The organism is Pseudomonas sp. MHK4, assembly GCF_054600775.1.
Genome location: NZ_BAAIAK010000014.1, coordinates 103,461 through 117,658 on the forward strand (window position 1 = coordinate 103,461; position 14,198 = coordinate 117,658).

Genomic DNA, 14,198 nt, shown 5'->3' on the forward strand with positions numbered 1-14,198 from the left:
ACGCATGTTGGCGCGCACCCGCTTCATAGCCGCGCCGTCGCCGGCTGCGGCGCGCCCAGGGCGACCACGCTGTTGAGCATGATCCGCACCAGCTCCGTCTGGCGCCGCACGCCGGTCTTGGAAAAAATCGAACGCAGGTGCGCCCGCGCGGTATTGCGGCGGATGTTCAAGAACTCCGAGGCTTCCTCCAGCGACAGGCCGTTGGCCAGTTCCAGGGCCAAGGTGGTTTCCGCCGGGGTCAGGTTGTACAGCTGCGACGTCAGCACCGTGCTCACCAGCGACTTGCTCACGGCATCGCGCACGTACACCACCACTGTGGGCTTGCCGTTGCCTTCGAGCAGGTCCTCGGACGGAATCAACTCCACCACCACGCCCAGGCTGACCTGGCCTGATGGGCGAGAAATCGAGGTCGCCTCGGCCACCTGCACGCTCCTGCTGGCGCCTTGTTTGGCGCGCTGGAAAGCATTGCGCACCAGGCGCGCCAGCTCCCGATTGTCACTGGGGTAAGTCGCTTCCAGCCGCCCGCCGACCACCTTGAGGCCGTCCTGGCTGTCGAGGATCTCCCGGGCCACGGGATTGAGTTGCACCACGGTGCCGTGCTCATCGAGCACGATGGTCGCCACCGCCAGGCGGCTGATCGTCTGCGAATACAGGCTGCCCAGCGATTCGCTGCGGTCGAGCAGCGAATACATGTGCAAGGCCCGGCGCAGGTGCGGCAACAACATGGCGCACATGGCCCGCTCGGCGTCACTGAACCGTGGCTGGGCTTGGGGTCGATTGATCCGGAAACGCACCGTGCCGCCATCCGGCATGCGGATATCGGCACCGAGCATGTGGTAGCAATCGTAGGGTTGGCAGTACAACAGGTAAAACGCCGAGCTCGACCATTCGCTGTCGCTGATCAGCTCGTCGACGGTGAACACCGTGTCGGTGGGCAGGCCGTCGAACAGGCTGGATTTGGCGTAGTAGGCGTAATGGTTGATACCGCCCTGCCCCAGCTCGACATCGCCGGCGACCACCATCGGGGACAACAGCGGCTCGTCCTGGACCCGCAGGATCAGGGTGACGAAATTGGCCTTGAACAACGCCCGCACCTCGCGCAACGCGTCGCTCAGGCTGCGGGTATCCATCGCCGAATCGTAGATGTTGCCGATGATCCGTTCGTACTCGGCCAACTCCAGGCCCATGAGCGCCAGGACCTGTGCATTGGGCATACCACTTTGCATAACCATTCCCCAGCAGAGGGGCCCGACCGGCGGGCCCCATGGATTAATCGACAGGACGGCGCTGCCCCGCTCGCCTCATGGCAGCTCGAACAGGCCGGCGGCGCCCATGCCGCCACCGATGCACATGGCGATCACCACATACCGCACACCGCGACGTCGCCCTTCGAGCAAGGCATGGCCAACCATGCGCGCGCCGGACATGCCGAACGGATGACCGATGGCAATCGCCCCGCCGTTGACGTTCAGGCGATCGGCCGGAATCTGCAGCGCATCGCGGCAATGCAGCACCTGGCTGGCGAAGGCCTCGTTGATCTCCCACAGGCCAATATCCTTCACGCTCAAGCCAAAGCGCTTGAGCAGCTTGGGAATCGCGATCACCGGGCCGATGCCCATTTCCTCAGGCGCGCAGCCACCCACCGCAATGCCGCGGTAAATGCCCAGTGGCGTCAACCCGCGGCGCTTGGCCTCGGCACGACTCATCAGCAGGCTGGCCGCGGCACCGTCGGAGAACTGCGAGGCGTTGCCGGCGGTGACGAACTCGCCCTGCTCGATCCAGTTACCGTCCTTCCACACCGTTTTCAATCCCGCCAGGTCCTCCAGGCGCGTATTGGGCCGATTGCACTCGTCTTTCACCACCTGCACGCGCTCATGGCCATTGGGCTGGCCATCGGCGGCGAACAGCAGTTTATCCACGGTCAGGCTGACGATTTCATCGTCGAACAGGCCGTCTCGCTGCGCGGCGGCGGTGCGCAGCTGGCTAAGCAGCGAATACTCATCCTGGGCGGCGCGGCTGATGCCATAGCGGCGGGAGACGATCTCGGCGGTCTCGATCATCGGGATATAGGCGCTGGGCATCACCTGCAGCACCGCTTCGGAGCGGGCGCGATAGGCGTTCTTGTGTTTGGTCTGGGTCAGCGACAGGGACTCCACGCCGCCGCCGATGGCGATGTTCATCTCGCCGGTCATGATGGCCTTGGCGGCCATGCCGATGCTCATCAGGCCCGAGGCACACATGCGGTCCACGGCCATGCCCGGCACGCTGTCCGGCAAACCGCCGGTGTAGGCGCAGAGCCGGCCGATGTTGAAGCCCTGGGTGCCCTGCTGCACCGACGCGCCCATGATCACATCCTCGACCTCGGCAGGCTCGATGCCGGCGCGCTCGACCACCGCGCGCACCACATGGCCGCCCAACACCGGGGCCTCGGTATCGTTGAACGATCCGCGAAACGACTTGGCCAGCGCGGTACGGGCGGTGGCGACGATGACGACTTCATTCTGGTCCATGGCTAACTCACTCGGAAATGGCGTTGAAGGTATAGCGGCTGATGGTGTCGATCACGCAGCCGGGGCGTGCCTGGCCTTCGACTTCCACGGTGATGCGCACCACCAGTTGCACGGCGTCGCCCTGTTGTTCGGCGCGGATGATCTGGCCGCTGCCGCGCACCCGCGAGTCGACCTTGACCGGCGCCGGGAAGCGCACCCGGTCGCTGCCGTAGTTCACGCCCATGGCCATGTTTTCAAGGAGCAGCAACTGCGGCATGAACAGATTGGCCAGGGACTGGGTCAGGTAGCCGTGGGCAATGCAGGCGCCAAACGGGCCGCTGGCGGCGCGCACCGGGTCGACGTGAATCCACTGGTGATCGCTGGTGGCTTCGGCGAACAGATCGATGCGTTGCTGGCTGATGGTCAGCCATTCGGTGTGGCCCAGGTCCAGCCCTTCGGCGGCAAGCAACGCCTGGGCGCTGTTGAATACATAACTCATGCGCCCATCCTCAAGCTTGCTGTGAACTGACGGACAGCACTTCGCCGACCATGTAGGAGGCATAGTCGCTGGCCAGGAACATCATCACGTTGGCCACCTCCCAGACTTCGGCGGCACGCCCGAACGCCTCGCGCCCGGCCAGGCTGGCGAGCAGCTCTTCGCTGGAGGCTTTCTTGAGAAAATCGTGCAGGGCAATCGACGGCGACACCGCGTTGATGCGCACGCCGAACTCGGCGGCTTCCAGGGCGCTGCAGCGGGTCAGCGCCATCACCCCGGCCTTGGCGGCAGCGTAATGGGCCTGTTCCTTCTGTGCCCGCCAGCCGAGCACCGAGGCGTTATTGACGATGGCCCCGGCGCCGCGGCGCTGCATGTGCGGCAACATCGCCCGGGTCATGCGGAAGGTGCCGGTCAGGGTCACATCCAGCACCCGCAACCACTCTTCGTCGCTCATCTCCACCACGCGCTTCTGGCCACCCAGGCCCGCGTTGTTGATCAGCACATCGACCCCGCCCAACGCCTCTTCGGCCGCCGCTACCAGGGCCTGGACTTCACTCTCAACAGTGACATTGCACAGCTGGCCATAGATCGCCTGCAGACCGGTCTCGGCCTTGAGACGCTCCACCGCCTCCTCCAGCCGCCGCGCATGCACATCGCAAATCATCAGCGCCCGGCAACCTTCCTCGGCACTGCGCCGGGCCGCCGAATAACCGATACCGGCACCTGCCGCCGCGGTAATCAACACCGACTTGCCGGCCAGCAATTGATGACCGGGAACATAAGGGGGGGCTTGTTTCACAGCGTCTACCTCCGAAGAAATCAATACGCTGCAGTTGTACGGAGGGAGCGATGCGGGCGCATCGTCAAAATGGGGTATGAAGATGGAGAACGATGACGCGGAGCATCAGCAGACCCTGTAGGAGCGAGCTTGCTCGCGAAAAACCTGAGAGCAGCGCGGGGTGGCAGGATCCCCGCGTCATCGTTGACCTCCATCGCGAGCAAGCTCGCTCCTACAAGGGGATCGGGTACGGCCGTGGGAGATGGTCGGGGGCTTCAGCTTCCCCAGACTTTCTGCGCCTTCGGCGCTTCGGCGAGGATGGCGTCCACCGCCGCGCCGATCTCTTCGACTTTCCACAACGCGCCCTTGTCGCAGGTGACGCCCGTGCGCCAGCCATCGCCCAGGGAGATTCGCCCACCCTGGCTTTCGAAGACCTGGCCGCTGACGTGGGCCGACGCCGGGCTGCCCAGCCAAACCACCAGCGGTGCGACGTTTTCCGCGGCCCAGGCGTCAAAGCTGCCGTCCTCGGGTTTTTTCACCACGTCGGGCATGGCGCTTTCGGTCATCGAGGTACGTGCAGCCGGCGCCAGCGCGTTGGCGGTGACGCCGTAGCGGCCCAGTTCCGCCGCTTGCACCAGGGTCAGCGAGGCGATGCCGCCCTTGGCCGCCGAATAATTGGACTGGCCCACCGAGCCTTGCAGCCCGGCGCCGGAGCTGGTGTTGATGATCCGCGCGTCCACCGGCGTTCCGGCCTTGGCCAGGTCGCGCCAGCGGCGGCCGAGGATGTTGGCCAGGCAGTAATGGCCCTTGAGGTGCACGCGCATGACCATGTCCCAGTCTTCTTCACTGAGGCTGATGAACATGCGGTCGCGCAACACGCCGGCGTTGTTGATCAGCACATGCACTTCACCGAACGCCGCCAGTGCCGCATCGACGATGCGCTGGGCAGTGGCCAGGGTGGTGATGTCGTCGCTGTTGGCGATGGCCTGGCCACCGTTGGCGCGAATCTCCCCCGCCACATCCTCTGCGGCCTCGGCGCGAATATCGTTGACCACTACGTTGGCCCCTTGCGCGGCGAACGCCAGGGCGTAGGCGCGACCGAGCCCGCCGCCGGCCCCGGTGATGATCACGGTGCGGTTTGCACAGATAGCCATGTATGACTCCTCAAGATAGTGGGTGGCCGCGCGCCCGAAGCGGCGGCCCCGCATGGAAAATTACAAGCGTTCGATGATGGTCACGTTGGCCTGGCCGCCACCTTCACACATGGTTTGCAGGCCGTAGCGACCGCCGCTGCATTCCAGTTCGTTGAGCAGCGTCGTCATCAACCGTGCGCCGGTGGCGCCCAACGGGTGACCCAGGGCAATCGCGCCGCCATTGACGTTGGTTTGCGCCGGGTCGTAATCGAGCTCCTTGGCCCAGGCCATGACCACCGAGGCGAAGGCTTCGTTGATCTCGACCCGGTCGATGTCGGCCATGCTCAACCCGCTCTTGGCCAGGGCCCGGCGGGTGGCGGCAATCGGTGCGGTGAGGTGCCAGATCGGATCGTCACCGAGCACCGTCAGGTGATGAATCCGCGCCCGTGGCGTCAGGTCGTAGCGTTTGAGCGCCGCCTCGGACACCACCAGCAGCGCCGCCGAGGCATCGCAGGTCTGGCTGGACACGGCCGCGGTGATCGACGGGAACTGCGGGTCCACCGGCTGCAATTCGGCCATCTTCGCCAGGCTGCTGTGGCGCGGCGTTTCATCCACCGCCAGGCCTTGGCAGGCGACGATTTCCCGGGCGAAGCGGCCACTGGCGATGGCCGCCAGGGCGCGTTCATGGCTCTGCAGGGCGAAGGCTTCCATTTGCTCGCGACTGATCTGCCAGTGATCGGCAATCCGTTGCGCGGCGTAGAACTGGTTGACCGGCTGCTGGCCAAAACGCGCGCGCCAGCCGACGCTGCCCGAGAACGGATCGGCAAAGCCCAGGGGCTGGCCGGCGAGCATCGCCGAGGAAATCGGGATCTGGGTCATGGTCTGCACCCCGCCCACCGCAACCACGTCCTGGGTGCCGCTCATCACCGCCTGGGCGGCGAAATGCAGCGCCTGTTGCGACGAACCGCATTGGCGATCCACCGTGGTGCCAGGCACCGTCAAGGGCAGGCCGGCGGCCAGCCAACTGGTGCGGGCGATGTCGCCGGCCTGGGAACCGATGGTGTCGACGCAACCGAATATCACGTCGTCATAGTCCTCGGCGGGAATCACGTTGCGCGCCACCAGCGCCTTGAGCACATGGGCGCCCAGGTCTATCGCGTGGATCTCGCTCAAAGAGCCCTTGCGCCTGCCGGTGGGGCTGCGCAGTGCATCAACAATGTAGGCCTGGGCCATGACTCATTCCTCGAAAGTATGCCCCGGCGCAAGGCCGGTGGCGTCGGCGAACAGGTAGTCGCCGACTCGGGTTTTGTGGAAACCGCGGTCGCCCCACGACGCATCGAGGGCCCAGGCGCGTTTCATGAACATCTGCAGGTCCACTTCCCAGGTGTACCCCATCGCGCCATGCACCTGGATGCCTTTGCGGGCGGCGATCCAGCTCGCCTCGTTCGCCGCCAGGCGCGCTTGCGAGACCCGGACACCGGCGTTGACGTCGCCCCGGGCCAGGGCATGGGCGGCGCGGTACAGCACCGGCTTGGCCTGCTCGATATAACGGGCGACATCGGCCAGGTGATGCTTGACCGCCTGGAAGCTGCCGATCGGCTTGCCGAACTGTTTGCGCTGGGCCACGTAGTCCACCGACAGGTCGAGCATGCGCTGCGCCAGCCCCAGCAGTTGCCCGGCCACCGACAGCGCACCACGGTCCAGCAGGCGTTCCTGCAAGGCACGACCCTGTTCGCCACTGGCAATGCAGGTCGCCGGCGACGGGGCCCATGTCACTTGGCCCAGGCGTCGCGAGGCATCGATGCTCGTGTGATTTTCCACCTCCACCTCCGAGCGCGGCACCACATGGATCTCATCGCCGTGGGTGAGGATCAGCACTTCGGCCAGTTGCGCATCGCTGACCAGGGCATTGACCGGATGACTGATCGCCATGCGCAAGCTGCCGTCGGCAATCCGCGGCAGCAGGTCGGCACGCGCCGGATGCGCCGCAGGCAGGCCGGCGAGCAAGCCGGTGGCAACATAAGCGGTGTCGGCCAATGAGTCGGGAATGGCGTAGTAGCCCAGCTCCTGGGTCATCAATGCCCAGGTCACATCGTCCATGCCCAGACCACCTTCGGCCTCGGGCACCGACAAGGCGGTCAGGCCCTGGCCGGCGATCTTGTCGCGCAAGTCCCGGGAGCGCCCGGCATCGGTCTCCCAGATTTCCCGGAGCATCTCCGGCGCGGCTTCGGTCATCAGGAAACGACTGATGGCTTCGCGGAACGCCAACTGGTCATCGTTAAAAGTGAAGTCCATGGCGGTTCCTTATTTCGGCAAACCGAGCATGCGCTCGGCGATGATGTTGCGCTGGATTTCGTTGGTGCCGGCGTAGATCGGCCCGGACTGGGCAAACAGGAAGCCCTCCAGCCAGCCCGCCGCATCGCCCGCCGATGCGCCCTTTGTCACCAGCTCGCCACGAGTGCCGAGAATGCGCAGGGCAGTCTCGTGCATCTTCAGGTCGAGCTCCGACCAGATGATCTTGTTGATGCTCGACTCGGCGCCGATCTGCTCGCCCCGGCTCAAGCGTCCTACGGTGTAGTACGCCGACATCGCATAGGCCTCGGCGCACATCCAGGTGTCCAGCACGGCATCGCGCAGGCCAGGGTCGCGGTCGGCGCTGACGCGATGCGCCTTGTACAGTTCGACCAGCTTGCGTGCCGTGGACTGGAAGCGCGCCGGTGAACGCAGCAGCAAACCACGCTCGAAGCCGGCGGTGGCCATCGCCACGTGCCAGCCCTGCCCTTCGGCACCGATGAGGTTGTTCACGGGGACCCGAACGTCATCGAAAAACACCTCGGCGAAGGCTTCCTTGCCGTTGAGTGCCTTGATCGGGCGAATGCTCACCCCTGGCGTATCGAGCGGCACCATGATGAACGACAGGCCGTGATGACGAGTCGATCCCGGCTCGCTGCGGAACAGGCCGAACAGCCAGTCGGCGAAGTTCGCCCGGCTCGACCAGGTCTTCTGCCCGTTGATCACGTAATGGTCGCCGTCGAGTACCGCCTTGCTGGTGATCGCCGCCATGTCGGAACCGGCGTTGGGCTCCGACCAGCCCTGTGCCCACATGTCCAGGCTGGCCGCCATGCGTGGCAAAAAGCGCTGCTTTTGCTCCTGGGTGCCAAACTCCATCAGGGTCGGTCCCAGCAACAGCTGGCCGTTCTGGTTGATGCGCATCGGTGCGCCGGCGCCGTAATACTCTTCCTCGAAGATCAGCCACTCGATCAAGTCGCTGCCGCGACCGCCCAGTTCGGCCGGCCACATCACCATCGACCAACGGCTTTCGAACAGCATGGCCTCCCAGGCGCGGTGCTGTTCAAAACCTTCGCGACTGTCGTAACTGGCAAAGGGCTCACTTGGCAGATTGGCCGCCAGCCAGGCCCGTACTTCGGCGCGGAAGGCGTTTTGCTTGGGGGTGTAAGTCAGGTCCATGGCAATCTCTCAGAACTTGGCGTCGCGTTTTTCGACGAAGGCCCGCCGCGTTTCCGCGGAGTCCGGGCTGCTGTAGGCCTGCATGGTGAAGCCCTGCTCCCAGCGGTATTTGTCTTCCAGGTTGCCGTCTTCGATACCGTTCAAGGCTTCCTTGGCGATGCGGATCATCGCCGGGCTCTTCTCGGCGATTTTTGCCGCGATGCCCAGGGCGGTTTCACGCAACTGGTCCTTGCTGACGACGCGCTCGATAAAACCGTATTGCAGGGCCTCGGGGGCGCCGATGCTGTCGCCGGTGAAGAACAGGTAGCGGACTTTTTGCACCGGGAACAGGCGCTGCAGATGCGCACCGCCGCCCATGGCGCCGCGGTCGACTTCCGGCAGGGCGAAGGTCGCGCAGTCGGAGGCGACGACGATGTCCGCCGCCCCGGTGATGCCGATGCCGCCGCCCAGGACGAAGCCATGGACCGCGACAATCACCGGCACCGGGTTGCGGTGCACGGCCTTGAAAGTGGCGTAGTTACCGGCGTTGACCTCGACGATGCGCTCCGGGTACTGATCCAGCTCCTTGATGTCGACGCCGGCGCAGAAGCCGCGGCCTTCGGCGCGGATCACGATCACCCGCACTTCGGGATTCGCCCCAAGGGCTTCGATCTCCCGCGCCAGGGCGTGCCATTGCTGGCTGTCGAGGGCATTGACCGGCGGCTTGGCGATCACGAGTTCAGCGATCCCCTGATTGAGTTGTGTGGTAAAGGCCTGGTTCACAGGGGTTCTCCAATACTGGCGGGACGATTCGATGGGAGGGTCTGGCTGCGGGCCAGGAGCGCGTCCAGGCATTGCTGGGCCTCGCTGGCGATGCCTTCGATGACTTCGCGGCAACTGAGCAATTCGCCGATGGCCGCCGCGACCTGGCCGCTGGGCAGGATGCCCTCATCCGGGGCGCCATCGACCATCGAGCGCTGCAACAGCACCGGCTGGTTGGCGGCCATCACCACTTGCGACAGCTGCGAGGGGTCTTCACGCAACGCACGGATAAACACTGCAGCCATGTGCCCCAGGCTCATGCCGGTCTGCTGCTTCCACTGCCAGGCGCTGCCCAGGGCAATGCGCAGGCGACCGAAGGGGCCCGCCTGCTCCAGGTGATTGATGAAGCGGTTTTCGATCATGCGGTGGCGCATGCCATCCACTGCCGTAGTCACGCGCACCTGCTGCGGATCGTTGACCTTCAGGTAGCGTTCAAGGGTCGCGGCCGGGGTCGGCGATTCGCGGGTCATGAGAAACCGCGTGCCCATGGCGATGCCGGCGCCACCTGCGGCCAGCACCGAGGCCAGGCCACGGCCAGTGGCGAATCCGCCGGCCGCGATCACCGGCACCTTGACCGCCGCCAGCACCTGGGGCAGCAGGATCGAGCTGGGCACGCCGCCGGTATGACCGCCGCCCTCGCCGCCCTGGATGGTGATCAGGTCGGCGCCCAGTTCCACCGCCTTGAGCGCATGCTTCAAGGCGCCGACGGTAGGAATGCACAACACCTTGGCTGCCTTGAAGCGCGCGATGGTCTGTTTGTCCGGACCGCGCCCGTAACTCACGGCTCGCAGGCGGTACTTGATCGCCAGGTCGACGCACTGCGCGGCGTTGTCCTGGAACATGTGGAAGTTGAGGCCGAAATTGCTGCCACCGGTGGCGTCGATCACCTTGCGGATTTCGCCTTCCAGTTCAGCAGCTGCGATGGTCGCCCCGGCCAGGAAACCGAAGCCCCCGGCCTGGGTCGTGGCGATCACCAGGTTGGCGTCGGCGACCCAGCCCATGGCGGTCTGCACGATCGGGTAACGGCAACCGAGGGCCTCGGTCAGCGGCGTATCGAGCCAGCGGTTCATTGGCTTTTATCCTCGGCCTGCTTGTTGACCCGCGCCATGCCCTTGGCGTCGAAACCGCCCAGTTTGTCGCCGGACAACAGCTCGTTATGGGCATGGGCAAAGTGGTGCCAGGCGAACACCGCATCCATCGCCGTGCGCTTGCCTTGCAGGTCCTCGACGTGGTTGATCGCCTGCTTGGTCAGGGCCAGGCCCATGCGTGGCTGACGGGCGATGCCGGCGGCCAGGGCATAGGTGGCCTGCTCCAGCTCATCGCGCGGCACCAGGCGGTTGACCATGCCCACCTGCCAAGCCCGATTGGCGCTCATGCGGTCGCCGGTGAAGAGAAATTCCTTGGCGATGCGCGGGTTCATTTCATAGGGATGGGCGAAATACTCCACCCCCGGAATGCCCATGCGCACCACCGGGTCCTGGAAGAACGCGTCCTCGCTGGCGACGATCAGGTCGCAGACCCAGGCCAGCATCAGCCCCCCTGCGATACACGCGCCATGGACCATGGCGATGGTCGGCTTGGGCAGCTCGCGCCAGCGCCGGCACATGCCCAGGTACACCTCCTGCTCGCGGGCATACAGTTGCTCGCCACCGGGCTTGTTGGTGTGGTCCCACCACAGGTGCGCGCGCTCGAACGGCTTGTCGATATCGCGCCCGGGGGTGCCGATATCGTGGCCCGCCGAGAAGTGCTTGCCGTTGCCGCGCAGGACGATGACCTTGACGCTGTCGTCGTTCACCGCCTGGCGAAAGCAGGCGTCCAGGGCGTAGGTCATCTGCGAGTTTTGCGCGTTGTTGAAGGTCGGCCGGTTCAGCGTCAGCGTGGCGATACCCTCGGCCACGCTGTACAGCACCGGGGTGTCCGTCTCGTAGACGGCGTTGTCCTGGCGGACGATGAATTCACTGTCGCTGCTGTGCATGGTCGCTGTCCTTGCCTCAGGCCGTACGGATGCCGGGCGGGTTGCCCTTGATCGCCGTGGCGCGGTAATCGTGGGGGTCGAGTCGGCGGATCAGGGCCAACTGCTCAGGGGTGGGGTGCGCGGTTTCGTGCAGCTGCGCCGACTTGAGCAACGGGAAGCCGGTGTTGTCCTGGACCTGCTCGAAGCTCACGCCCGGGTGCAACGAATGCACCTGCACCGCACGGTCCGGGCCGTTGAAATCGAGGACGCAGAGGTCGCTGACCACGCAACGGATGTCCATCAGGTCGCGACGCGCGCCTTCGGGCCAGCGATCGGCCTTGAAGCCGACACCGGAGACCATGTCCACTTCGCCGCTGACGAACACCCGGCTGTTATGGCTGGGCACGAAGAACGAGTTGAGGTGGTTGATGCTGTTGCCGGGCAGGCCGCGTACGCCGAGGATCGCGGTCTTGGGTTTTTGATAGTCGCCGACACAGGACAGGTTGGTCTGGCCCCAGCGGTCGATCTGGGTGGGCCCGATCATCGCGTGGCGGCGTCCGCCCCACACGCATTCGAAGACCCGCTCGAACGACATGTAGCCCGAGTAACGCGGCACGTAGTCGCCACGCGGGCCCAGCGGAATCGGCTCTTCGACCAGGAACGCCTCGCTGTCGGTCATCAACAGCTCCGGGCTGTGGGTCAGTTTGGCCAGGCTCGCGCCCAGGCGCGGGATCACGCCCAGACCCGAGGCAATCACCTCGCCATTGCCACGCCAGGCCTCGGAGGCGGCGACGATCATCAGTTCAGCCAGGGTGAAATCACAGGTTGCAGACATGGTCGATAATCCTCAGAACACGGGAAGGGGCAAGGCGCCCATGGAGTCGGCACCGCCGTTCTGTGCCTGATAGGCCTGCTCGCCACCGGCGATCCAGGTCTGCACATAGTCCTGCCAGCCGTTTTCCGCCTGGCTGCTGGCGACATAGCCCTTGAGGTGCTTGATGTCCCAGCCGTAGTCGGGGGCGCAGAGCGTCGGGTGCGCACCCAGGGGTGCATGCACCACACCGCTCACCAGATAGCGTTCGAAGGTATTGCCTCGGGCCTGCTCGGCGCTCAGCTCCAGGCGTTCTTCCAGGCGTTCGCACGAGACAAAGCACTGCTGGGCGGCGCGGGCGAACAGGTGGTCGAAATACGGGTCCGGCCCGGTCACCAGGCAGTTGCCCAAGCGGTCGGCGACGTTGACGTGCAGGAACGCCACGTCGAGGTTGAGCGCCGGCATCGCCAGCAGCACCTCGCCATCGGCATAGGGCGACTGGATGGTCTTGAGTTCCGGATTCAGGTGCGTCACGTCGGTGGCCAGGCCACAACGGGTGGGCAGGAACGGCAGGCGCATGCCGGCGGCGCGCAGGCCCCACTGGAACATGCCTTCGTCGAGTTCCATCAACTCCAGCTCGCCGGCTTCGCGGGCCTTGCGGTAGTAGGGTTCCAGCGGAATGGCATCGAGGGTGGCGAAGCCGAACACCAGCTTCTTGACCTTGCCGGCGGCGCACAGCATGCCCACCTCCGGACCGCCATAGGCGACCACGGTCAGGTCCTTGACCGGTGAGCGCAGGATCTCGCGCACGATCGCCATCGGCTTGCGCCGCGGGCCCCAGCCGCCGAAACCGATGGTCATGCCATCGCGCAATTGAGCGACCGCATCGGCCGCTGTCAGTTGTTTGTTCATCATGACAATTCCTTAGTGTTGGCCGACCGAAAAGTCGTGCCCCCAAATGCTCACGCGGGTGAACTCGAAGGCCGAATGCTCGGCCCAGTCGACTTGCAACCCGCCAAAGCCGTACTCCAGATCGAAGCCGGACGGTGTCTTCATGTAGAAACTGGTCATGCGGTCGTTGAGGTGCTGGCCGAGGGTGGCCGACAGGTTCACCGCATGGGCGTGCAGACGGTCGTGGGCGCGGCCGACTTCGGTCATCGAATCGACCTCGACCATCACGTGCACGCAACCGGACGGCACCGGGTACTCGGCCAGCGCCAGGCTGTGGTGGCGGGCGTTCTGGCAATGCAGGAAGTGAATGCGGATCGGTGCTACCGAAGGGTCGGGACGGAAGTTGAAAATGTCCGACAGCTCGAAGCCCAGGACATCCTTGGCGAAGGCCAGGGTGGCGTCGAAGTTCGGCGCCGGCAGCACCGTGTGGCCCAGGCCCATGTCGCCGGTGATGAAACGCGGTACGCCCTGGGGTGACACGAACGGCAGGCAATCGGAGCGATGGCCCCAGCTCAGCTCATGGCAGTTGCCCGACGGGTCGCTGACCTTGACCAGCGCCTGGACGCCGCGCTGCTCGATCTCGGCGGCGGAGCCCGGCTGCCACGCGATACCGGCCGCGCTCAGGTGCTCGAGAGCGGCCTTGAAGGCCGTCTCGTTGGCCAGCTCCCAACCAGAGGCCAGGTAGCGCGCCTCGCTGCCTTCGACGATCAGCATGCGAAACGGACGCTCGTCCATTTTCACGTACAAGCCACCGCCCGGCGCCGGGTTCACTTGCATGCCCAGCACGTCTTCGGCGTACCGCTGCCAATGACTGAGGTTTTCGATCTGCGAGACGAAATAGCTCAAACCGCGAATGTCGATCATGCCTGGGTCCTCGTTGGCTGAATGACTTTTGTGGGGAGCATTGTGCGAAGCACTGGCCGAGGCTTCATCGTCCGTTGAGACTAAGCAGGAAAAGGCGTGGGGAACCGGGATTGCCAGCGAAAGCGTTGGGTCAGGCGACACATTGGTTGGCGGGACGCGCCTCTTCGCTGGCAAGCCAGCTCCTACAAGAGCAGGCCAGTCACCCGCTCCGTCGTGGGTGGCGACATTCAACTGTAGGAGCTGGATTGCCAGCGAAAGCGCTGGGTCAGGCGACACATTGGTTGGCGGGACGCGCCTCTTCGCTGGCAAGCCAGCTCCTACAAGAGCAGGCCAGTCACCCGCTCCGTCCTGGGTGGCGACAATCAACTGTAGGAGCTGGCTTGCCAGCGAAAGCGCTGGGTCAGGCGACACATTGGTTGGCGGGACGGGCCTCTTCGCTGGCAAGCCAGCCCC

The 14,198-nt window shown here is 65.2% G+C and carries 14 protein-coding genes; all 14 read right to left on the reverse strand.

Annotated elements, in window-relative coordinates:
- Positions 1-23 precede the first annotated feature (23 nt).
- Complete coding sequence (locus ACYP2Q_RS26865; RefSeq protein ID WP_459733236.1) at positions 24-1,226, reverse strand: helix-turn-helix transcriptional regulator; 1,203 nt, start codon at positions 1,224-1,226, stop codon at positions 24-26.
- Between the two features lie 75 nt (positions 1,227-1,301).
- Positions 1,302-2,510: an acetyl-CoA C-acyltransferase gene (locus ACYP2Q_RS26870; RefSeq protein ID WP_459733237.1), complete on the reverse strand. Its 1,209-nt coding sequence runs from the start codon at positions 2,508-2,510 to the stop codon at positions 1,302-1,304.
- 7 nt (positions 2,511-2,517) lie between these two features.
- Entirely contained in the window at positions 2,518-2,988 is a 471-nt protein-coding gene (locus ACYP2Q_RS26875; protein ID WP_459733238.1) for a MaoC family dehydratase, read from the reverse strand.
- Positions 2,989-2,998: 10 nt separating this feature from the next.
- Positions 2,999-3,784: an SDR family oxidoreductase gene (locus tag ACYP2Q_RS26880; protein WP_459733239.1), complete on the reverse strand. Its 786-nt coding sequence runs from the start codon at positions 3,782-3,784 to the stop codon at positions 2,999-3,001.
- A 254-nt stretch (positions 3,785-4,038) separates the two neighbouring features.
- On the reverse strand, positions 4,039-4,917 hold the full coding sequence (locus ACYP2Q_RS26885) for an SDR family oxidoreductase (RefSeq protein WP_459733240.1): 879 nt from the start codon (positions 4,915-4,917) through the stop codon (positions 4,039-4,041).
- Positions 4,918-4,977: 60 nt separating this feature from the next.
- Complete coding sequence (locus ACYP2Q_RS26890; RefSeq protein WP_459733241.1) at positions 4,978-6,129, reverse strand: acetyl-CoA C-acetyltransferase; 1,152 nt, start codon at positions 6,127-6,129, stop codon at positions 4,978-4,980.
- A 3-nt stretch (positions 6,130-6,132) separates the two neighbouring features.
- Positions 6,133-7,191, reverse strand: a complete 1,059-nt coding sequence (locus ACYP2Q_RS26895; RefSeq protein WP_459733242.1) for an acyl-CoA dehydrogenase family protein — start codon at positions 7,189-7,191, stop codon at positions 6,133-6,135.
- A gap of 9 nt (positions 7,192-7,200) precedes the next feature.
- Positions 7,201-8,364: an acyl-CoA dehydrogenase family protein gene (locus ACYP2Q_RS26900; protein ID WP_459733243.1), complete on the reverse strand. Its 1,164-nt coding sequence runs from the start codon at positions 8,362-8,364 to the stop codon at positions 7,201-7,203.
- 9 nt (positions 8,365-8,373) lie between these two features.
- Positions 8,374-9,126, reverse strand: coding sequence for an enoyl-CoA hydratase family protein (locus tag ACYP2Q_RS26905; RefSeq protein WP_459733244.1), 753 nt, complete (start codon positions 9,124-9,126; stop codon positions 8,374-8,376).
- Positions 9,123-10,235, reverse strand: a complete 1,113-nt coding sequence (locus tag ACYP2Q_RS26910; protein ID WP_459733245.1) for an NAD(P)H-dependent flavin oxidoreductase — start codon at positions 10,233-10,235, stop codon at positions 9,123-9,125. Before ACYP2Q_RS26910 ends, ACYP2Q_RS26905 begins: the two co-directional genes overlap by 4 nt.
- Positions 10,232-11,140, reverse strand: coding sequence for an enoyl-CoA hydratase (locus tag ACYP2Q_RS26915; RefSeq protein ID WP_459733246.1), 909 nt, complete (start codon positions 11,138-11,140; stop codon positions 10,232-10,234). Before ACYP2Q_RS26915 ends, ACYP2Q_RS26910 begins: the two co-directional genes overlap by 4 nt.
- Positions 11,141-11,156: 16 nt before the next feature.
- Positions 11,157-11,954, reverse strand: coding sequence for a CoA-transferase subunit beta (locus ACYP2Q_RS26920; RefSeq protein ID WP_459733247.1), 798 nt, complete (start codon positions 11,952-11,954; stop codon positions 11,157-11,159).
- Between the two features lie 12 nt (positions 11,955-11,966).
- Complete coding sequence (locus ACYP2Q_RS26925; protein WP_459733276.1) at positions 11,967-12,842, reverse strand: CoA transferase subunit A; 876 nt, start codon at positions 12,840-12,842, stop codon at positions 11,967-11,969.
- 12 nt (positions 12,843-12,854) lie between these two features.
- Positions 12,855-13,745 (reverse strand): VOC family protein, encoded by an 891-nt coding sequence (locus tag ACYP2Q_RS26930; protein ID WP_459733248.1) that lies wholly within the window; start codon positions 13,743-13,745, stop codon positions 12,855-12,857.
- Between the last annotated feature and the right edge of the window lie 453 nt (positions 13,746-14,198).